The sequence below is a fragment of the Leifsonia sp. NPDC058292 genome, assembly GCF_042880955.1.
In the GTDB taxonomy this organism is placed as follows: domain Bacteria; phylum Actinomycetota; class Actinomycetes; order Actinomycetales; family Microbacteriaceae; genus Leifsonia.
Map to the genome: position 1 here is coordinate 59,519 of NZ_JBHVYL010000017.1, position 19,625 is coordinate 79,143.

The 19,625-nt window shown below is 67.3% G+C and carries 15 protein-coding genes and 2 riboswitches; of the genes, 5 read left to right on the top strand and 10 right to left on the bottom strand.

The window, feature by feature from the left end:
- Nucleotides 1–2 precede the first annotated feature (2 nt).
- On the bottom strand, nt 3–323 hold the full coding sequence (gene fdxA, locus ACFVWR_RS11265; protein ID WP_387211458.1) for a ferredoxin: 321 nt from the start codon (nt 321–323) through the stop codon (nt 3–5).
- Between the two features lie 38 nt (nt 324–361).
- A complete protein-coding gene (locus ACFVWR_RS11270) occupies nt 362–763 on the bottom strand; it encodes a DUF6113 family protein (protein ID WP_387211461.1) in 402 nt (133 codons plus the stop codon).
- A 99-nt stretch (nt 764–862) separates the two neighbouring features.
- Here ACFVWR_RS11270 and efeU point away from each other — a divergent pair, with 99 nt between their 5' ends.
- Genes efeU through efeB form a run of 3 tightly spaced genes read left to right on the top strand, consistent with a single transcriptional unit; the run spans nt 863 to nt 4,290 of the window.
- Complete coding sequence (efeU, locus tag ACFVWR_RS11275) at nt 863–1,729, top strand: iron uptake transporter permease EfeU (protein WP_387211464.1); 867 nt, start codon at nt 863–865, stop codon at nt 1,727–1,729.
- 44 nt (nt 1,730–1,773) lie between these two features.
- Nucleotides 1,774–2,955, top strand: a complete 1,182-nt coding sequence (gene efeO, locus ACFVWR_RS11280; protein WP_387211467.1) for an iron uptake system protein EfeO — start codon at nt 1,774–1,776, stop codon at nt 2,953–2,955.
- A 9-nt stretch (nt 2,956–2,964) separates the two neighbouring features.
- Nucleotides 2,965–4,290, top strand: coding sequence for an iron uptake transporter deferrochelatase/peroxidase subunit (efeB, locus tag ACFVWR_RS11285; RefSeq protein WP_387211470.1), 1,326 nt, complete (start codon nt 2,965–2,967; stop codon nt 4,288–4,290).
- A gap of 82 nt (nt 4,291–4,372) precedes the next feature.
- Here efeB and typA read toward each other — a convergent pair whose 3' ends face one another.
- On the bottom strand, nt 4,373–6,295 hold the full coding sequence (gene typA, locus ACFVWR_RS11290; protein ID WP_387211473.1) for a translational GTPase TypA: 1,923 nt from the start codon (nt 6,293–6,295) through the stop codon (nt 4,373–4,375).
- A gap of 180 nt (nt 6,296–6,475) precedes the next feature.
- Entirely contained in the window at nt 6,476–8,332 is a 1,857-nt protein-coding gene (locus ACFVWR_RS11295; protein ID WP_387211476.1) for a dipeptide ABC transporter ATP-binding protein, read from the bottom strand.
- 89 nt (nt 8,333–8,421) lie between these two features.
- Here ACFVWR_RS11295 and ACFVWR_RS11300 point away from each other — a divergent pair, with 89 nt between their 5' ends.
- Nucleotides 8,422–9,048, top strand: coding sequence for a PH domain-containing protein (locus ACFVWR_RS11300; RefSeq protein ID WP_387211479.1), 627 nt, complete (start codon nt 8,422–8,424; stop codon nt 9,046–9,048).
- Nucleotides 9,049–9,077: 29 nt separating this feature from the next.
- Here ACFVWR_RS11300 and ACFVWR_RS11305 read toward each other — a convergent pair whose 3' ends face one another.
- The 3 genes from ACFVWR_RS11305 to ACFVWR_RS11315 all read right to left on the bottom strand — a co-directional run bounded on the left by ACFVWR_RS11305 (nt 9,078) and on the right by ACFVWR_RS11315 (nt 13,598).
- A complete protein-coding gene (locus tag ACFVWR_RS11305; protein ID WP_387211482.1) occupies nt 9,078–10,088 on the bottom strand; it encodes an ABC transporter permease in 1,011 nt (336 codons plus the stop codon).
- Nucleotides 10,088–11,620 carry an ABC transporter permease gene (locus tag ACFVWR_RS11310; protein ID WP_387211485.1) on the bottom strand — a complete coding sequence of 511 codons (1,533 nt, stop codon included), beginning with the start codon at nt 11,618–11,620 and terminating at the stop codon, nt 10,088–10,090. The genes ACFVWR_RS11305 and ACFVWR_RS11310 overlap by 1 nt, the downstream gene beginning before the upstream one ends.
- A 190-nt stretch (nt 11,621–11,810) precedes the next feature.
- Entirely contained in the window at nt 11,811–13,598 is a 1,788-nt protein-coding gene (locus tag ACFVWR_RS11315) for an ABC transporter family substrate-binding protein (protein WP_387211488.1), read from the bottom strand.
- Nucleotides 13,599–13,869: 271 nt separating this feature from the next.
- Here ACFVWR_RS11315 and ACFVWR_RS11320 point away from each other — a divergent pair, with 271 nt between their 5' ends.
- Nucleotides 13,870–14,664: a CPBP family intramembrane glutamic endopeptidase gene (locus tag ACFVWR_RS11320; protein WP_387211491.1), complete on the top strand. Its 795-nt coding sequence runs from the start codon at nt 13,870–13,872 to the stop codon at nt 14,662–14,664.
- Between the two features lie 34 nt (nt 14,665–14,698).
- On the opposite strand, the gene gcvP is transcribed toward ACFVWR_RS11320, so the two are convergent.
- The 3 genes from gcvP to gcvT are packed head-to-tail and all read right to left on the bottom strand — an operon-like array spanning nt 14,699 to nt 19,188.
- Entirely contained in the window at nt 14,699–17,629 is a 2,931-nt protein-coding gene (gcvP, locus tag ACFVWR_RS11325) for an aminomethyl-transferring glycine dehydrogenase (protein WP_387211494.1), read from the bottom strand.
- Nucleotides 17,630–17,645: 16 nt separating this feature from the next.
- Complete coding sequence (gene gcvH, locus ACFVWR_RS11330; protein ID WP_387211497.1) at nt 17,646–18,017, bottom strand: glycine cleavage system protein GcvH; 372 nt, start codon at nt 18,015–18,017, stop codon at nt 17,646–17,648.
- A 1-nt stretch (nt 18,018) separates the two neighbouring features.
- On the bottom strand, nt 18,019–19,188 hold the full coding sequence (gcvT, locus tag ACFVWR_RS11335; protein ID WP_387211500.1) for a glycine cleavage system aminomethyltransferase GcvT: 1,170 nt from the start codon (nt 19,186–19,188) through the stop codon (nt 18,019–18,021).
- A gap of 63 nt (nt 19,189–19,251) precedes the next feature.
- A riboswitch (glycine riboswitch) is annotated at nt 19,252–19,349 on the bottom strand.
- A gap of 1 nt (nt 19,350) precedes the next feature.
- A riboswitch (glycine riboswitch) is annotated at nt 19,351–19,452 on the bottom strand.
- Nucleotides 19,453–19,625 lie beyond the last annotated feature (173 nt).

Here is a 19,625-nt window from a genome sequence, read left to right on the forward strand (position 1 = left end):
GCTCAGTGTGCCTGAGGAGGAAGCGCCGCGATCAGCGGGTGGTCCTTCGCGATCACGCCGACCTTGGCCGCGCCACCGGGAGAACCGACGTCGTCGAAGAACTCGACGTTCGCCTTGTAGTAGTCGGCCCACTGCTCGGGCAGGTCGTCTTCGTAGTAGATCGCCTCGACCGGGCACACCGGCTCACAGGCGCCGCAGTCCACGCACTCGTCGGGGTGGATGTAGAGCGAACGTTCGCCCTCATAGATGCAGTCGACCGGACACTCGTCGATACAGGCCCGGTCTTTCACATCGACGCACGGGAGGGCGATGACGTAGGTCACAGTGCAGGTTTTCCCTTCGCGAGAGGTACCTCTCTAGCTTATGCCGTTTCGCGGGGACCGACCTCGCCCTGCGCCACCCTGCGGTGGTTGCTCAGGTCGGGCCAGGCCATGACGACGGCCGCGATGACGATCGGCCCCGCGAGCCAGAGCTGGCCGAGCAGGTCGTTCAGGATGAACACCGATCCCCCGGCGCTCTTCTGCGCGAACAAGAGGGTGACGGCGATGGTGCCGAGGGCCGCCATGAGGGCGGGGAGGCGCCCGCTGCCGAGCAGCCGGAGGCCGACCAGGAGCGCCGTGTAGCCCAGGAGGGCGAGAACCAGACCCCACGGCAGGCTCGCGTCACCGATCTTCCAGACGGACTGGTGGGCGATCGTGCCGACGGCGCCGACGACCACTCCCACGATGAAGAGCAGCACGTAGTTGAGGATCCGGCTGAGCATCCTCGCATCTTATCTGGACAGTTCGGCGTTCCCCGGTTAGAGTCGTCGAGGTAAGGTAAGCCTTACCAATCTCCCACCGCTCCACCACGAAAGACGCCTGTGCTCGCCAACTACCTGATCGGCCTTCGCGAAGGCATCGAAGCGTCGCTCATCGTCGGCATCCTCGTGGCCTACGTCATGAAGATCGGCCGCAAAGACGTTCTCCCCAGGCTCTGGTTCGGTGTCGGTATCGCGGTCATCGTCCCGCTCGGCGTCGGCGCGCTTCTGACCTGGGGGCCGTACGGGATGAGCTTCCAGGCGCAGGAGATCCTCGGTGGCGGTCTGTCGCTCGTGGCCGTCGGGTTCGTGACCTGGATGATCTTCTGGATGGGCAAGACGGCCCACTCCCTCAAGAGCACCCTGCACAATCGCCTCGATGCGGCCCTGCTCGGCGCCGGGTGGGGTGTCGTCGTGCTCGCCACGCTCAGCGTGGGCCGTGAGGGGCTCGAGACCGCGCTCTTCGTCTGGGCCACCGTGGCGTCGGTGGGCGGTAGCTGGGAACCGGCGGTCGGCGCGGTGCTCGGCATCATCACCGCCGCCGTGCTCGGCTACCTGCTCTACCGAGGATTCGTGAAGATCGACCTCGGCAGGTTCTTCACCTGGACGGGCGCTTTCCTCATCCTCGTGGCTGGCGGCGTCTTCGCCTACGGAATCGGCGACCTTCAGGAGGCCGGCGTGCTGCCGGGATCGGGGCTGCACGCCTACGACATCAGCCCGCTCATCCCCGCCTCCAGCTGGTACGGCACCGTGCTGCAGGGCATCGTCAACTTCAACCCGTCGCCGACCTGGCTCCAGATGATCGGCTGGGTGGCCTACATCGGCGTGGTCACCGTCTTCTACGTGCTCCAGCACCGCAAGGCGACGCGCTCCCGCGCCGCCGCGCATCCCACGCCCATCGCATCCGCACAGCAACCCGTCGCGCACTGAGCGCACCACTCGTCGCACCGAATCCCACGACAGAAAGCATAGCCATGCCTCGAACCCGCACCCTCGGCTCCCTCCTCGGAGTCCTCGCCGGCGCCGCGACGGTCACCATCGCCCTCAGCGGATGCGTGCCCAACCAGGCCTCCGCCGACGCGGAGGCCCTCAGCGTCACGCTCACCGACGACAAGTGCACGGTGTCGACGGATACGGCCCCCAGCGGCGCCATCACGTTCCAGGTGACGAACAAGGGCTCCGACGTGAACGAGTTCGAGATCCTCGCCGACGACAAGCTGCGCATCGCGGGCGAGAAGGAGAACATCGGGCCGGGCACGACGGTCAACTACGTCGTGCAGCTGTCGGAGGGCTCCTACTTCACCGCCTGCCGCAAGGGCATGGTCGGCTCCCCCGCCCACCTCGCCGCGTTCACCGTGTCGAAGGGCAAGAGCGTCTCCGCCGGCGGCAGCGAGACCAAGCAGGTCGCGCAGGCCGTCACGAACTACATCTCCTACGTCAAGGAGCAGACAAGCCAGTTGCTGACCGCGACCAAGACCTTCGCCGCAGCCTACGAGGCCGGCGACGACGCGACGGCCCGTGCCCAGTACGCACCGGCACGCGCGTACTACGAGCGCATCGAGCCCACTGCTGAGCAGTTCGGCGACATCGATCCGGCGATCGACCTCCGCGAGGCGGACCTCGAAGCGGGAGCGGCCTGGACGGGCTGGCACCGCATCGAGAAGGACCTCTGGCCGCCGGCCGGGTTCACGCCGTCTGACACCGCCGAGCGCAAGGTGCTGGGCGACCAGCTCGTCGCGGACACGCAGAGACTCTCCGATCTCGTCAACGCGAAAGACTTCACGCTGACCATCGACCAGATCTCGAACGGCGCCATCGGCCTGATGGAGGAGGTCTCCAGCAGCAAGATCACCGGCGAAGAGGAGACGTTCTCGCACACCGACCTCTCCGACTTCCAGGCGAACGTCGAGGGCGCGAAGGTGGCGTACGGCATCGTGCGCGACATCGCCGCCGCCAAGGGCACCAACGGCAAGCAGATCGTCGCGAAGCTCGACACGGAGTTCGCCGCCATCCAGAAGCTGCTCGACAAGTACCGGTCAGGCGACGGGTTCGTCGGCTACACCGAGCTCTCCACCGCCCAGGTGAAAGAGTTGTCCGACGAGGTCAACGCGCTCAGCGAGCCGCTCAGCCAGCTCACGTCCACCATCGTCAAATAGGGTCGCGGGGTGACCACGGAAACACCGCAGAGCCCGCCCTCGAACGAGTCGGGGGCAGCACCGGCGCCCGGGCTGTCCCGTCGCGGACTCCTCGGGCTCGCCGGAGCGATCGGCGGCGCGGGAATCGTCGGCCTGGGCGCCGGAATCGCTGTGGACCGCACGCTGCTCGGCGCCTCCACGGAGTCGACCGGCACGTACCCCTTCTACGGCGACCACCAGTCGGGCATCACGACGGCCGCGCAAGACAGACTGCATTTCGCGGCTTTCGACGTGGCGAGCGACCTCGACCGGGGCGGCCTGATCGAGCTGCTCCGTGACTGGACGGTCGCCGCCGCGCGTATGACCCAGGGCAAGCCGGCCGGAAAGTACGGCCCGGCCAGCGGCCCGTCGGACGCTCCCCCGGACGACACGGGCGAGGCGCTCGACCTGCCTCCCGGTGGCCTGACGCTCACGTTCGGGTTCGGGCCCACGCTGTTCGAGGCGACGGATGGGCGCGACCGCTTCGGTCTCGCCGCGCGCCGCCCCGAGGCGCTCGTCGACCTCCCGCACTTTCCGGGAGACGCGCTGCTCGACGCGTACGTCGGCGGCGATCTGTGCGTTCAGGCGTGCAGCGACGACCCGCAGGTGGCCGTGCACGCCATCCGCAACCTCTCCCGGATCGCCTTCGGGCGCGCCTCCATCCGCTGGTCGCAGCTCGGGTTCGGCCGCACCTCCTCCACGACCCGAGGCCAGACGACGCCACGCAATCTGTTCGGCTTCAAAGACGGCACGGCGAACATCAAGGCCGAAGACTCCGCGCTCGTCGACGAGCAGGTCTGGGCGCGCGGCTCGGGCGACGCATCCTGGATGGCCGGGGGCTCGTACCTCGTCGCCCGCAAGATCCGCATGGTGATCGAGACCTGGGACCGCCAGCAGCTCGGTGAGCAGGAACGCATCATCGGCCGGGACAAGGGCGAGGGGGCCCCGCTCTCCGGCGGCACCGAGTTCACCGAGTTCACCGAGCCGAACTTTCTCGCGTTGGCCCCGAGCGGCGGCACGAAGATCGACACCGACTCGCATGTGCGCCTGGCGCATCCCACGGTCAATGGCGGTGCTCGGCTGCTGCGCCGTGGCTACAACTTCGTCGACGGCAACGACGAGCTCGGACGCTTGAACGCCGGGCTGTTCTTCATCGCGTTCCAGAGCGATCCTCGCGAGCAGTTCATCCCCATCCAGCAGCAGCTCGCCCGCAATGACGCCATGAACGAGTACGTGAAGCACGTCGGCTCGGCCATCTTCGCCGTGCCCCCGGGAGCGCGCGAGGGCTCGTTCGTCGGGTCCGGTCTCTTCGCCTGACGCCGGGGGCCGGCGATCGGCGGCCGCCACAACGAAAAAGGGCACCCTCTCGGCGAGGGTGCCCTGTCACGATGCGGATGCGTTACGCGTTCTGGTCCTGCTTCTTCAGACGCGAGGTGGCGCGGGCGCGGGCGTTCGAGTCGAGCTCGACCTTGCGGATGCGGACGACCTCGGGGGTGACCTCGACGCACTCGTCTTCGCGGGCGAACTCGAGGCTCTCCTCCAGGGTCAGCTGACGCGACGGAGTCATCGACTCGAAGTTGTCGGCCGTCGACTGACGCATGTTGGTCAGCTTCTTCTCCTTGGTGATGTTCACGTCCATGTCGTCGGCGCGCGAGTTCTCGCCGATGACCATGCCCTCGTAGACCTCTTCGGTCGGGTTCACGAAGAACGTCATGCGCTCCTGCAGGGCGATGATCGCGAACGGCGTCACCACGCCGGAGCGGTCGGCCACGATGGAGCCGTTGCTGCGGGTGATGATCTGGCCGGCCCAGTCGTCGTAGCCGTGCGAGATGGCGTTCGCGATTCCCGTGCCACGCGTGGTGGTGAGGAACTCGGTGCGGAAGCCGATCAGGCCACGCGACGGAACGATGAACTCCATGCGCACCCAGCCGGTGCCGTGGTTCGACATGTTCTCCATGCGGCCCTTGCGGGCTGCCAGCAGCTGGGTGATGGCGCCGAGGTACTCTTCCGGCGCGTCGATGGTGAGGTGCTCCATCGGCTCCTGCAGCTTGCCGTCGACACGCTTGGTGACGACCTGCGGCTTGCCGACGGTCAGCTCGTAGCCTTCGCGGCGCATCTGCTCGACGAGGATGGCCAGCGCCAGCTCACCGCGGCCCTGCACCTCCCACGCGTCGGGGCGGCCGATGTCGAGCACGCGCAGCGAGACGTTGCCGACCAGTTCGCGGTCGAGGCGGTCCTTGACCATGCGCGCGGTCAGCTTGTGACCCTTCACCTTGCCGACGAGCGGCGACGTGTTGGTGCCGATGGTCATCGAGATGGCGGGCTCGTCGACGTGGATCGCCGGCAGGGCGCGCACATCGTCGGGGTCGGCCAGGGTGTCGCCGATCATGATGTCGGCGAAACCGGCGACGGCGACGATGTCGCCGGGGCCGGCGCTCTCGGCCGGGTAGCGGTCGAGGGCCTTGGTGATCATGAGCTCGGTCACGCGCACGTTGTGCACGTCGCCGTCGTGGCGCACCCAGGCGACGGTCTGCCCCTTCTTGAGCGTGCCGTTGAAGATGCGCAGCAGCGCGAGACGGCCGAGGAACGGCGACGCGTCGAGGTTGGTGACGTGCGCCTGCAGCGGAGCCTCGGGGTCGTACGACGGCGCGGGGATGTGCTCGAGGATGGCCTCGAACAGCGGCTCGAGGTCGTCGTTGTCGGGCAGCGCGCCGTTGTCGGGCCGGTTGTGGCTCGCGGCACCGTTGCGGCCGGAGGCGTAGACGACGGGAACGTCGAGGATCTTGTCGAGGTCGAGGTCGGGAACGTCGTCGGCCATGTCGCTCGCGAGACCGAGCAGCAGGTCCTGGCTCTCGCTCACGACCTCCTCGATGCGGGCGTCGGGGCGGTCGGTCTTGTTGACCGCGAGGATGACGGGCAGGTTCGCCTCGAGTGCCTTGCGCAGCACGAAACGGGTCTGCGGCAGCGGGCCTTCGCTCGCGTCGACCAGCAGAACGACGCCGTCGACCATGGACAGGCCGCGCTCGACTTCGCCACCGAAGTCGGCGTGGCCCGGGGTGTCGATCACGTTGATGGTGATGGGGCCCTTGTCGGCGTGCTTGCCGTTGTACGAGATCGCCGTGTTCTTGGCGAGGATCGTGATGCCCTTCTCGCGCTCGAGCTCGTTCGAGTCCATCGCGCGCTCTTCGACGTGTTCGTGCGCCGTGAAGGAGTTTGTCTGCCGGAGCATGGCGTCGACCAGCGTGGTCTTGCCGTGGTCGACGTGGGCGACGATCGCGACGTTTCGCAGATCGTCGCGGTGGGCGACGGCGTTCTCGGACATGCTTGAAGACTCGACTCTCGTCAGAAGATGGGGTGGGAAACAGTCCATTCTATCAAGGATTCGCCGCTACCCCAGACGGTGCTCCCCACTCTCCACGCACGATCCCCGCGAGAGATGCGAAATGTCGCCCATTCACGGTGAATGGGCGACATGTGCGCACTCTCGCGGCGGAGGCGCCGGTCAGATGCCTTGGGCGACGGGCGGCTCGGGGTCGTGCGGCAACTCGACGGGCGGCGCGACCGCGTCGTCGGAACCGGCGGCGAGCAGTTCGAGGCGCATCGCGCGGCGGGCGCGCTGCGCATCCGGGTCGGGCAGCGGAACGGCGGCCAGGAGGCGCTGCGTGTACGCCTCCTTCGGGTAGCGGAGGATTTCGTTGCGCGTGCCGACCTCGACCAGGTTGCCGTGGTGCATCACGGCGATGCGGTCGGCGAGCACGTCGATGACCGCGAGGTCGTGGGTGATGAACAGGCAGGCGAAGTTCATCTCCTTCTGGAGACCCTGCATCAGTTCGAGCACGCGGGCCTGAACGGAGACGTCCAGCGCGCTGGTGGGCTCGTCCGCGATGAGCACCTGGGGCTTCAGCGACAGTGCGCGGGCGATGCCGACGCGCTGCTTCTGTCCGCCCGAGAGCTCGTGCGGGAAACGGCTGCGGTACGCCCGAGGCAGCTCGACCGAGTCGAGGAGACGGTCGACCTCCTTGGCGAGAGCGGCGCCCTTGATGCCCTTCGCGAGAAGCAGGGGCTCGCCGATGCTGTCCGAGATCTGCAGGCGCGGGTTCAGCGACGACGACGGGTCCTGGAAGACGATGCCGACGTTGCGGTGCAGCTTGCGGATCTCATCCCGGCTCGCGTGAGTGATGTCCTGGCCGGCGACGACGAGCTTGCCCGAGTGGATGGGCAGGAGTCCGATCGCGGCGCGGCCGAGCGTGGTCTTGCCCGAACCCGACTCGCCGACGAGTCCGACGACCTCGCCCTCGTGGATCTGCAGGTCGATGTTGCTCGCCGCGCGGAACGCGGGGACGCGACCATGCTTCGGGTACTCGATCGCCACATCCTGGAAATCGACGACCACGGTGCGCGGGTCGGCGATGGCCGCCTCGTGCTCGGCCTTCGCGATGCGCTCGTTCACCGCGATGCGCTCGGCGAACTCGGGGTCCGTGTTCTCGGCGCCGAACGCGAGGGCCGCGGTGGTGTCGATCTCCTCGTCGCCCCGCTGTCCGAGGTGGGGAACCGCATCCAGCAGCGCGATCGTGTAAGGGTGCTGCGGGTTGGCGAACACCTCTTTGACCGTGCCGCCTTCGACGATGTCGCCCTTGCGCATCACGACGATGTTGTCGGCGAGGTCGGCGACCACACCCATGTCGTGGGTGATGAGCAGGATGGCGCTGTCGAGCCGGTCGCGCAGGCTGCGGAGCAGTTCGAGGATCTCGGCCTGAACGGTCACGTCGAGGGCCGTGGTCGGCTCATCGGCGATGAGCAGCTTCGGGTCGCACGAGATCGACTGCGCGATCATGGCGCGCTGCCGCTGACCACCGGAGAGCTGGTGCGGGTAGGAGTTGTACGCCTTGACCGGGTCGGGAAGCTCGACCATGCCGAGCAGTTCGAGCGCGCGCTCCTTGGCCTCGTGCGGCGACATGCCGTAGTGCACGCGCAGCGTCTCGACGATCTGGAAGCCGACCGTGTAGACCGGGTTCAGCGCCGTCATCGGCTCCTGGAAGATCACTGCGACCTGGGCGCCGCGCACCCGCCGCATCTGCGGCTGCGTGAGGCCGGTGAGCTCGCGCCCCTCCAGCTTGATGGAACCGCGCACGCGGGAGTTCCTGGGCAGGAGGTCGAGGATCGCCATCGAGCTCGCGCTCTTGCCCGAACCGGACTCGCCGACGATCGCCAGCACCTCGCCGGCCTTGATCGAATAGTTGAGCTTCTTGGCCGCGGGGACCCAGACGCCGTCAACGCCGAAATCGACGGACAGGTCGGAGACCTGGAGCACGGGGGCGTCGGTGATGACGTCCGCCTGACCGGTGGTGGTGTCGGTCATGAGTTGGAGTTCCTTTCGCGAGCGCCGGGGATCGCCCAGCGGCCTCGGTCGCGTTGGCGTGCCGGCTGAAGTGCTGTCAGCATGGACCCATGCCATACACCTCCGCCGACGAACGCGAGGTGTTCGTCTCCCGGTTCAACCGGGTCGTTGCCGTTCTGATCTGGCTGGCTGCTGCCGCCATCGCGGTGAGCCTCGTGGTGAGCGTCCGCGATTCGCGACTGCTCTACCTGGTGCCGTGCGCCTTCTTCGCGCTCGTCGCCTGGAACGCGCTGTGGCAGCCGCTCCTGATCGTCGAGCCGCAGGGCGTGACGGTTCGCAACGTGCTGCGCACGGTGCGCGTCCCATGGGCCGCGCTCATCCACGTCGACACCAAGTACGCCCTGACGCTCTACACGCCCGGTCACAAGTACGCGGTGTGGTCCGCGCCCGCTCCGGGAACCGCGCGAACCCTTCGCGCCACCCGCACCGAGACCAAAGGTCGCGTCGGCAAGCCGAGCGTGGCCGACAGCGTGCGCCGGCCGGGCGACCTGCTGTCCACCGAATCCGGCCAGGCTGCCGAAGTGGTGCGGCGCCGCTGGAGCGACCTGCGCGACAGCGGGCAGCTGGATGCGGGCATCGCCGACCAGACGCCTGTCACGGTTCACTGGCACTGGGCATCCGCAGCCGGCATGCTTCTGCTGGCCGCGGGAACCGTCGCGGGTCTGCTGCTCGCCTGAGGCGACCAGCGAACCGTTCGCGGTGAAGGTCACAGCACGTCCTCCGCGGTGGCCACGCCGGTCTTCGTCGAGCCCGCGTCGCCCTCTCCGGGCTCCGGCTCCTCCTCGCGCATCTTGCGCAGGTTGAACCTGCGGTGGCGCGGGTCGAAGGCGTCGCGCAGACCGTCACCGACGAAGTTGACGAGCAGTGCCAGGGCGACGATGAACGCACCGGGCCACCAGAACAGCCACGGCCGGGTCTGGAAGGCCGACTGGTTCGAGCTGATCAGCAGACCGAGCGACACGTCCGGCGGCCGGATGCCGTAGCCGAGGAACGACAGCGCCGTCTCGAGCAGGATGGCCGAGGCCATGATCAGCGTCGAGGCCACGATGACGACGCCGATGGCGTTCGGCAGGATGTGCTTGAAGATGATGCGCGAATCGGACGCGCCGGCCACACGCGCGGCCTCGACGAACTCCCGTTCGCGCAGCGAAAGGAACTCGCCGCGCACCAGACGGGCGATGCCCATCCAGGAGAAGAGCCCGAGCATGACCGCAAGCACCGGGGCACCGAGCCCGCCGGCGAAGTGACCGACGACCGAGCCGATGACGAGCGCTGGGATCACGATGAACACGTCGGTGACGCGCATGAGGATCGCGTCGACGATACCGCGGAAGTAGCCTGCGACGGCTCCGACCACGACACCGAGCACACTCGCGATCACACCGATGACGATCATCACGAGCACCGAGTTCTGGATGCCGCGCATCGTCAGGGCGAAGTAGTCCTTGCCGATGCGGTCCTGGCCGAACGGGTGCTCCCAGGAGGGGGCGCCGCGGGCGACCTGGTCGTTCAGCTCCTTGAAGTCGTACTTCCACCAGCCGGGGATCGGGCCGAGGCCGATCGCGGAGATCGAGAAGGCGACGATCAGGATGAAGACGATGGCGCTGATGACGGCGAGCTTGTTCGACAGGAACCGTCGCCAGATGAGCTTCCCCTGGCTGACCGGCGGAGCCGTCGGGGCCTGGAGTTCGTCGGGGATCATTTCAGAGGTCGACATCAGCGGACCCTCACTCTCGGGTCGAGCGCGGCGTACGCGAGGTCGGCGAGGAAGTTGAACAGGATCGCCATGGCCGCGATGATCACGAAGTACGCCATGACCGGGTTGAGGTCACCTCGCGAGAGGCCCGCGTTGAACAGCGAACCCATCCCCGGGATGGCGAAGACCTTCTCGGTGATGATCGCACCACCGAGCAGGGCGCCGACGTCGAAGGCGACGAGCGTCGTGATCGGGATGAGCATGTTGCGGAAGGCGTGACGCACGATGACCGTGCGCTCCGGGAGCCCCTTGGCGCGGGCGGTGCGGATGAAGTCCTGGTTGAGGACCTCCAGCATCCCGGCCCGCGAGTAGCGCGTGTACGACGCGAACGAGATGAGCAGCAGGGCGATGGTCGGCAGCGCCAGGTGGGTGAAGGTGTCGAGGCCCGTGACCCAGATGTCGCCTTCCAGGCCAGGGGTCGAGGAGCCGACGGTCGCGATGGGGCGGCCGTTCGTGTCATCGAAGTACTGGGGCCAGGCCTGCATGAAGCGGTCGAGCAGCAGGAACGCTCCCGACACGATCGTGACGATGACGCCCACCCGCATGTTCTGACCGCGGTCGTATCCCCCCACGAAGTAGCCGATCGCCAGGCTCACGATGATGGCGACGACAGCGAGGATGATGACCGTCGCGACCGACGAGATGTCGAGCAGCGGCTGCAGGGCGAAGTAGGCGACGATCACGATCGCGCCGTTGATCGAGGCCGTGATGAGGGCCTTGCGGTTCTGCAGGCCCGAGATCAGTGCCGTCGCGCCGATGACGACCGCCGCGGTGAGCAGGATCATCACCACCGGGCCGAGACCCGGGTTCAAGAACCAGTCGGTGGCCGACATGAGCATCAGCACCAGAGCTGTGGCGACGCCGGAGATCACGAACGTGGTGAGGCGCCGCCTCATGTTGCCGCCGATCAGCGACTGCCAGATCAGGCCTGCGACGACCCCGATCACGACGGCGACCCACCATTGGATCACCGGATGCGCGAGGAAGTTGTTGAAGCCGATCGCGACGAACTCCTTGAGGAGCACGGCGACGAGGAACGCGGGAAGCGAGTACAGGAAGAAGCTGAGGAAGGTGACGACGTTGTCGAGTCCGCTGTACTGGCGGAGCGCGGTGACGATACCGATCGTGACACCGAGCAGAACCGCGAGGATGAGTGCCAGGGTGACGAGCTGCACGGTCGAGGCGAGCGCCTGCGGCAGGATGTCGACGACCTGTGCGTTCGAGATCGTGGAACCGAGGTCACACGCGTTGGCGAACGGGATGAGGCACTTGGCGGCACCGCCCAGCCAGAACAGCCAACGGAGCGGCGGCGGCACATCCAGTTGCAGCAGGTCGATGCGTGCCGCGATCAACTGGGCTTTGTTCGGGGAGTTGCTGCTGCGCAGATCTGCAAGCGGGTCGACGCTGTACGCGACCAGCATGTACATCAGGAACGACGCGGCGATGATGATGAGCACTGAGACCAGAAGACGTCTCAGGATGAAACTCGCCATAGGTGGGGAACCTCACTGATTCAACGCGCCCGTACAGGGAGACGGCCTGGCGTGATCCACCGTTGGCGCGTTTCGGGATGGGTGAACGGGTCTCGTTCACCGTTACATGATACGGGGCGCCGGCCTGGCCGGCGCCCCGCCGCAGAATGGGTGCCCGGGGTTCGCCCGGGCACCCATCACTGTGGTTGACCTACTTCTTGCTGGACTTGACCGACCACTCCCAGAAGTTCCAGAAGGGTCCGTTCTGGTTGCCCATGTACTTCACACCGTCGACGCGAGCGTTGACGCCGAAGACACCGGGCAGCTGGAACAGCGGCAGACCGTAACCGTCGGTGAAGGTCTGCTTGTCGATCTGCTGCTCCAGCTTGACGAGCTCATCCTTGTCGAGGGTGGTCTGCGTCTTGATGGCGATGTCGTTCGTCGCGGTGTAGCGGTTGTAGTTACCGCCACCGGCCGACGAGAACAGCTGCGGGATCTGCGTGGTGCCTGCACCCGGGCTGATCCAGCCGAACAGCGAGGCGTCGTAGTTGCCACCGGGGAGCAGCGTGCTCCAGTCGGGCGAACCGGAGTCCTCGACCTTGATGCCGGCCTTGGCGGCCGAGGCCTGGATGGCCTGGAACTCGTCGACGCGGTTCGGGTTGTTCGTGTTGTAGAGGATCCGCACGGTCGGGGTCGCTCCACCCAGGAGCGCCTTGGCGCCCTCGATGTCGACCTTGTCGTACTTCTCGGAGCCGTTCTGCTTGACCGAAGCCGCGTAGTCGTCCTGGCTGGGGAGCCAGATCTGCGAGTTCAGGACCTTGGCCTTCGGGTTCACCGGGGTCACGATCGAGTCGAGGATCTGCTGACGCGGGATCGTCTTCAGGAACGCCTCACGGACCTTCGCGTCCTGGAACACGGTCGAGCCGAAGTTCAGGTCGAGGTGGTCGTACGAGACCTGGTCGCCGGCGAGGACCTTCGCGCTGGTCGCCTTGAGGGCGGTCAGCGTGTCGGCGGACGCCTGCGGGTTGATGATGTCGACCTCACCGTTCTGAAGAGCGGTGACCTGAGCGTTCGCGTCCGGGATGATGCGGAAGACGATCTTGTCCACGTTCGGCTTGAGTCCACCGGCGTAGTACTTGTTCTTCGTCATCGTCACCGACTGACCGGGGGTCCACGCCGAGACGACGAACGGACCGGACGAGACCAGGAGGTCCTTGTCGGTCGGGAACGCCGTGATGTCGTAGCCGGTGTTCACGAAGTCGGCGGCCTTCTTGAGGGTCGCATCCGGAGCAACGGGGTTGTCCTTGTCACCCTTGGGCAGGCCCTTGAGCAGCTTGGTCAGGTCGGCGGCCGAGGAGAGGCCCGCCTTCTTGGCCACGATGTGCGCGGGCTGCGCGATCGGGTTGACGAGCTCCCAGTCCACGTAAGGCGTGGAGTACTTGAGAGTGATGGAGGTGTTGTCGTCACCGACGGTCGGGAACGCGGTCGCGTCGACACCGGCGGTCGAGCCGGCGATCGTGAAGTACTGGGTACCCTTCGTCACCTTGCCTTCGTCGTCGAGGGTGGCGGAGTCGTAGTATCCCGAGTTCATCGCCCAGGCGAGGATCATGTCATCAGCCGTGATGGGCTCGCCGTCGGACCACTTGTCGTCCTTGTTCAGCGTGTACTTGACCGTCAGCGGGTCGTCCGACGTCTTCTCGAACTTGCCGAACTTGTCGTCGTGGACGATCTTGAAGTTGTTGTCGATGTACTGGAAACCAGTGCCATACGAACCGTTCAGGTAGCCGACCTGGCCGTTGGTGTCCAGGTTGCCCTGCGGGGTCTGCGAGTTCAGCGACGTCAGGTCGTTGACGACGGCGACGGTCACCGTTCCACCCTTGGCCGCCGACGACGTCGACGAGCTCCCGGATGTGGTGCAGGCCGACAGTGCCAGTGCAGTGACGCCCGCGAGAGCGATGGCGCTGACTGCGTACCTGGCCTTTCTTCCCTTGATGTGCAATGTTCCTCCTGTGCGAAGTGTGCGAGGGCGCAGGCGTGCGAGCGTGCCTGGACCGCGCGGGATAAGAATGACTGTAAGTAGCGCACAGGGCGAATGCAAAACCGGGCTCGAAAACGTTACACAGTGGTAACTCAGTTGACGGAAACTTGCACCATCGCCAGAAAAGCGGCGCATTTTCACCGCTCCGCGCAAAAAAACGAGCACTTCGACAGGGATCGCGGTGCCTCTGAGGCGGATTCCGCCGCGAGAACCGTACTGGCAGGATGCACGTATGAGCAGTGAAACCCCCTGGTCCGCCGAGGTTCCCGTCGACCACTCGTCCCGCGCCCGCCTGTGGTGGGAGATCGCGATCGTGCTCGGGCTGTCGCTCGGCGCATCCGCCATCTACTCGATCGTCTCGATCATCTCGCGGGTGACGGACACGACACCGCTGGCCGATCAGTCGACCCAGGTGAACCCGTCTCAGAGCCCGCGGGAGTGGCTCGACTTCACCTATCAGTTCCTCGGCAACCTGTTCCCGCTCTTCGCGGTGGCCCTGGTGGTGTTCCTGCTCTGGCAGCGCGGGCGCACCGGGTTCCGCCGCATCGGCTTCGACCTGTCCCAGCCGGGCCGCGACCTGGCGGGCGGCCTCGTGCTGTTCCTGGTGATCGGCGTGCCGGGCATCCTGCTCTACGTGCTCGGCCGGATGGCCGGCGTCACGGTGCAGGTGCAGGCCTCACCGCTCGACACCCACTGGTGGACGATCCCCATCCTCATCTTCGCCGCACTGCGCGCCGGCCTGCAGGAAGAGGTGATCATCGTCGGGTACCTGTTCACCCGGCTGCGCCAGCTCGGCTGGAACAAGTGGACGATCATCGTCTCGGCGGCGCTGCTCCGCGGCAGCTACCACCTCTACCAGGGCTACGGGCCGTTCGTGGGCAACGCCATCATGGGCGTGGTGTTCGGCTGGTGCTACACGCGCTGGGGGCGCGTGATGCCCCTGGTCGTCGCGCATGTCGTCATCGACATCGTTTCGTTCGTCGGCTACCCGCTGGCCGTAGCGTGGTGGCCGGGCGTCTTCGGCTGAGAACGCCCGGCCCCCTCCGAGTCTGATCGGCAGATCAGGCGAACGCCTCCGGAGGCGGGCACGCGCAGAACAGGTTGCGGTCGCCCCAGGCCTGGTCGATGCGCCGAACGGGTGGCCAGTACTTGTTGCGTACGAGGCTCGGCACCGGATAGACCGCCTGCTCGCGACTGTAGGGATGTGCCCACTCCCCCACGATCACCGTCTCGGCCGTGTGCGGCGCGTTGCGGAGCGGGTTGTCGTCACCCGGCCAGTCGCCGGCCGCGACCGCGTCGGCCTCGGCTTTGATCGAGACCATCGCCGTGACGAACCGGTCGAGCTCGCCGAGGTCTTCGCTCTCGGTCGGCTCCACCATCAGGGTGCCTGCCACCGGGAAGCTCATCGTCGGGGCGTGGAATCCGTAGTCGATGAGGCGCTTGGCCACGTCGTCGACGGTCACGCCGGTCTGCTCGGTGAGCGGACGGACGTCGAGGATGCACTCGTGCGCCACGAGTCCGTTGTCGCCCGCGTAGAGCACCGGGAAGTGGTCTCGCAATTTGACGGCGACGTAGTTCGCGGCGAGCACGGCCGCACCCGTGGCATCCGTCAGACCCTGCGCGCCCATCATGCGCACGTAGGCCCAGCTGATCGGGAGGATGCTGGGGCTGCCGTAGGCGGCGGCCGAGACCGGTCCGCCGGCGTGGTCGACGCGCCCGGCGGCGGCCGACCCGGCTGCGCCCCCGCCCGCGAGGTAGTGGTCCGCGCGCTGTGCGAGCGGGTGCCCGGGAAGGAACGGCGCGAGGTGCGCCTTGGCCGCGACCGGCCCGACGCCCGGGCCGCCGCCGCCGTGCGGGATGCAGAAGGTCTTGTGCAGGTTCAGGTGGCTCACGTCGCCGCCGAAGTCGCCGAACCGCGCGTAGCCGAGCAGCGCGTTGAGGTTGGCGCCGTCGACGTAGACCTGGCCGCCGGCGTCGTGGACGGCCTGCGTGATCGCCACGACCTCGTGCTCGTAGACGCCGTGCGTCGAGGGGTAGGTGATCATGAGGGCGGCGAGCGTGTCGGCGTGCTCGGCGATCTTCGCGCGCAGGTCGTCGAGGTCGACGTTGCCCAGTTCGTCGCAGGCAACGACGACGACGGACATGCCGGCGAGCACGGCCGAGGCCGCGTTGGTGCCGTGCGCGCTCTGCGGGATCAGGCAGACGGTGCGTGCGAGGTCCCCGCGCGAGCGGTGGTAGCCGCGGATGGCGAGGAGTCCTGCCAACTCGCCCTGACTGCCGGCGTTCGGCTGCAACGACACGGAGTCGTACCCGGTGACATCGGCGAGCCAGGTCTCGAGCTGGTCGATGAGCTCGAGCGAGCCGCGGACGTCGTCGATCGGGGCGAACGGATGCAGGCCGGCGAACTCGGGCCAGGTCACCGCCTCCATCTCGCTGGCGGCGTTGAGCTTCATCGTGCACGAGCCGAGCGGGATCATGCCGCGGTCGAGCGCATAGTCCTTGTCGGCGAGGTACTTGAGGTAGCGCATCATGGCGGTCTCGGAATGATGCGTGTTGAACACGGGATGCGTGAGGTACGCGCTCTCGCGGGCGAGCGTCGCGTCGAACGAGCGCAGTCCGCCCACGAAGGCGAAGTCCGTCGACGACTCGGCCGCGCCGAACACGGCGAGGAGATCGGCGAAGAGGGAGGAACCGCCGGCGAGGTCTGCCGCCGTCTCCTCGTCGAAGCTCAGCGAGACCGTCGTGTCGTCGGCGGCGTGCAGGAGGATCCCGCGGTCGTGAGCGTCGGCCACCACGCCGGCGGCATCGTCGACGCGCACCTGGATGGTGTCGAAGAACGAGTCGGAGACGACGTCGATGCCGTGCTCCCGCAGAACGCGCGCGGCGAGCGCAGCAGAGGAGTGGACGGTCTGACCGATCGTCTTCAGACCGTGCGGGCCGTGGTAGACCGCGTACATGCCGGCCATCACGGCGAGCAGCACCTGCGCGGTGCAGATGTTCGAGGTCGCCTTCTCTCGGCGGATGTGCTGCTCGCGCGTCTGCAGCGTGAGACGGTAGGCGGGCTTGCCGATGGCATCCTGCGACACACCGACGAGGCGACCGGGGAGCTGCCGCTCGAGGCCCTTGCGCACCGCCATGTAGCCCGCGTGCGGGCCGCCGAAGCCCATCGGGACGCCGAACCGCTGGGTCGTGCCGACGGCGACGTCGGCACCGAGCTCGCCGGGCGAGGTGATGAGGGTGAGCGCCAGCAGGTCGGCGGCGGCAACGACCACCGCACCCCGCTCTTTGACGGATGCGATGAGCGCACCCGGGTTCCAGACCCGGCCCGAGGCGCCCGGATACTGCACGAACAGCCCGAACGCGTCCGCGAGCTCCGGGGCATCGGGGGCGGTCGTGGCGAGGCCGAGCTCGACGATCTCGATGCCGACCGCGTCTGCCCGGTTGCGCAGCAGACCGAGGGTCTGCGGGAAAGCGTCGCTGTCGACGATGAACTTCGGCGTCTTGACCTTGGACGCGCGACGCGCGAGCAGCATCCCCTCGACGACGGCCGTGCCCTCATCGAGCATCGAGGCGTTGGCCGTGTCGAGCCCGGTGAGCTCGGCGACCATCGTCTGGAAGTTGATGAGTGCTTCCAGCCGGCCCTGCGAGATCTCCGGCTGGTACGGGGTGTACGCCGTGTACCAGCTCGGGTTCTCGAGCACGTTGCGCTTGATCACCGACGGGGTGATCGTGCCGTAGTAGCCGAGACCGATCATCGACCGGTTCACGGTGTTGCGCGCCGCGAGGCCGCGAAGCTCGCGGAGCGCCTCGCGCTCGCTGGCCGGAGCGGGCAGCGCGGATTCGCTCGGCTCGGCGAACGCGCCGATGCGGATCGAGTCGGGAACGGCCGCCGTCACGAGGTCGTCGACGCTGTCATAGCCGATGGCGGCCAGCATGGTGCGCTGCGCGTCGCCGTCGGTGCCGATGTGACGCGTCTGGAAGAGTTCAGTCATCAGAGAAGAAAGGGCCTCACTCGCCGGTCAGGGCGGAGTATTCGTCGTAGCTGAGCAGGGTGGGGAGCTGGGTGAAGGAGACCTTGAGCAGCCAGCCTTCGCCGAACGGGTCACTGTTGACGAGCTCAGGCGAGTCGACGACCGCCGAATTGATCTCGGCGACGGTGCCGTCGATGGGGGCGAACAGCTCGCCGACCGACTTCGTCGATTCGATCTCGCCGACGACCTTGCCCTCGGCGAGCGCACTGCCCTCGGCCGGCAGCTCGACGAACACGACGTCGCCGAGCTTCTCGGCCGCGTAAGCGGTGATGCCGACGGTGGCGACGTCACCCTCGACGAGAACCCACTCGTGCTCGGCGGTGTACTGGAGGTCTTGGGGTGCGGCCATGTCAGTGCTTCTTTCTGCTGTAGAAGGGAAGGGCGGTGACAGTGAACCCGAGGCGGTTGCCGCGGATGTCGACGTGCAATTCGGTTCCGGTGCGGGCGAAGCGCGGCGAGACATACGCCATCGCGATCGGCACGCCGACCGTCGGCGACAGCGCGCCCGAGGTGACGACACCGACGGCCTCGTCGGCGCCCGTCACCCCGTCGGAGGCGTACACGGGGTAGCCTGCGCGCGCCGCCCGCTTGCCGTGACCCATCAAACCGACGAGCACGGGGGCGGAGGCGTCCGGTCCGAGCTCGCTGGCGTTGCGGCCGACGAAATCGGTGTCTTTGCCGAGGTTGACCACACGGCCGAGGCCCGCCTGGGCGGGGTACGTCTCGGTGGTGAGCTCGTGTCCGTAAAGCGGCATCCCCGCCTCGAGCCGCAGCGTGTCGCGACTGGCGAGGCCGGCCGGCACGAGGCCTTGCTCCGCGCCCGCCTCGAGCAGGGCATCCCACAGCTGCTTCGCGTTGTCGGGCGCGGTGTACAGCTCGAAGCCGTCTTCGCCGGTGTACCCGGTGCGAGCGATCAGCACCGGATGCGTCTCGAAGAGCGCGGGAAGCGACCAGTAGTACTTGAGCGCGCCCACGCGGTCGCCGAAATCGTCGCCGTCGTTGTGGCCGCCCTCGACGGCGAACCCGGCGGTGGCGATCAGGATGGAGAGGCTGGCCGGCCCCTGCACCGCGATGAGCGCGATGTCGTCGCTCTCGTCGAACACCTCGGTGTCGAACGGGGCGGTGCGGTCGCGCAGTTCCTCGACGACCTGGTCGCGGTTGGCCGCGTTGGCGACCACCATGTAGCGGTCGTCGCCCGTGCGGTAGACCACGAGGTCGTCGATGATGCCGCCGGAGCGGGACAGCAGCAGGCTGTACTTGGCCTGGTCGTTCGCGATCGCCGAGAGCTTGCCCGCGAGCGCGTAGTCGAGGGCCTGGCCGGCCTCGGGGCCGATCACCAGGATCTCCGCCATGTGCGAGAGGTCGAACAGGCCGGCGGCCGTGCGAACGGCGTGGTGCTCCGCGAGGTCGCTGGAGTAGCGCACGGGCATCTGCCAGCCGGCGAAGTCGGTGAAGGATGCGCCGGCAGCCTGGTGGGCGTCGTGCAGCGGCGACAGGCGTTCCGAGTCGTTCGAGGTCATGAGTTCTCCGTTTTCGCCGGCCGTCGCCGGGAGTTGGGCGCGGCCTCGCGGCTGCGTGAGAACTCCCCCTCTGTCATCCGGCCTGAGAGTTTCACCGCGCTGACGCGGCTTTCACCTTGGGCGAGAGGACGATGGAGTCGTCTCTCTACTTTTCAGAGTGGCCAGTTCGATGCGGTACGCGTACCTGAGAGATTGTCGGGGAGGATTGCTCCTTCGGTGCCGGTGGTGCGCATTCGCGCAGTCCGGCTCTCCCGCATCGACTTCGGTGGCCCGATATTCAGTTGCACTCGCTTGTCGTCCGCGCGTGTGCGCGAACGCTCATCAGCATATCGGACGCGGCCGCCGGTTCCGCTTCCGTTCTGTCTGACGCATCTCTCTGACGCATCGAGGGGTCCCAACACGCCGTCTGGTGTAGGCACGAGACGGCGTGTTGGGAC

Excerpts from the sequence above, each read along its gene's own strand:
- ACFVWR_RS11270 (WP_387211461.1), bottom strand. The coding sequence starts at position 763 with ATGCTCAGCCGGATCCTCAACTACGTGCTGCTCTTCATCGTGGGAGTG.
- efeO (WP_387211467.1), top strand. The coding sequence starts at position 1,774 with ATGCCTCGAACCCGCACCCTCGGCTCCCTCCTCGGAGTCCTCGCCGGC.
- typA (WP_387211473.1), bottom strand. The coding sequence starts at position 6,295 with ATGTCCGAGAACGCCGTCGCCCACCGCGACGATCTGCGAAACGTCGCG.
- ACFVWR_RS11295 (WP_387211476.1), bottom strand. The coding sequence starts at position 8,332 with ATGACCGACACCACCACCGGTCAGGCGGACGTCATCACCGACGCCCCC.
- ACFVWR_RS11300 (WP_387211479.1), top strand. The coding sequence starts at position 8,422 with ATGCCATACACCTCCGCCGACGAACGCGAGGTGTTCGTCTCCCGGTTC.
- ACFVWR_RS11305 (WP_387211482.1), bottom strand. The coding sequence starts at position 10,088 with ATGTCGACCTCTGAAATGATCCCCGACGAACTCCAGGCCCCGACGGCT.
- ACFVWR_RS11310 (WP_387211485.1), bottom strand. The coding sequence starts at position 11,620 with ATGGCGAGTTTCATCCTGAGACGTCTTCTGGTCTCAGTGCTCATCATC.
- ACFVWR_RS11320 (WP_387211491.1), top strand. The coding sequence starts at position 13,870 with ATGAGCAGTGAAACCCCCTGGTCCGCCGAGGTTCCCGTCGACCACTCG.
- gcvP (WP_387211494.1), bottom strand. The coding sequence starts at position 17,629 with ATGACTGAACTCTTCCAGACGCGTCACATCGGCACCGACGGCGACGCG.
- gcvH (WP_387211497.1), bottom strand. The coding sequence starts at position 18,017 with ATGGCCGCACCCCAAGACCTCCAGTACACCGCCGAGCACGAGTGGGTT.
- gcvT (WP_387211500.1), bottom strand. The coding sequence starts at position 19,188 with ATGACCTCGAACGACTCGGAACGCCTGTCGCCGCTGCACGACGCCCAC.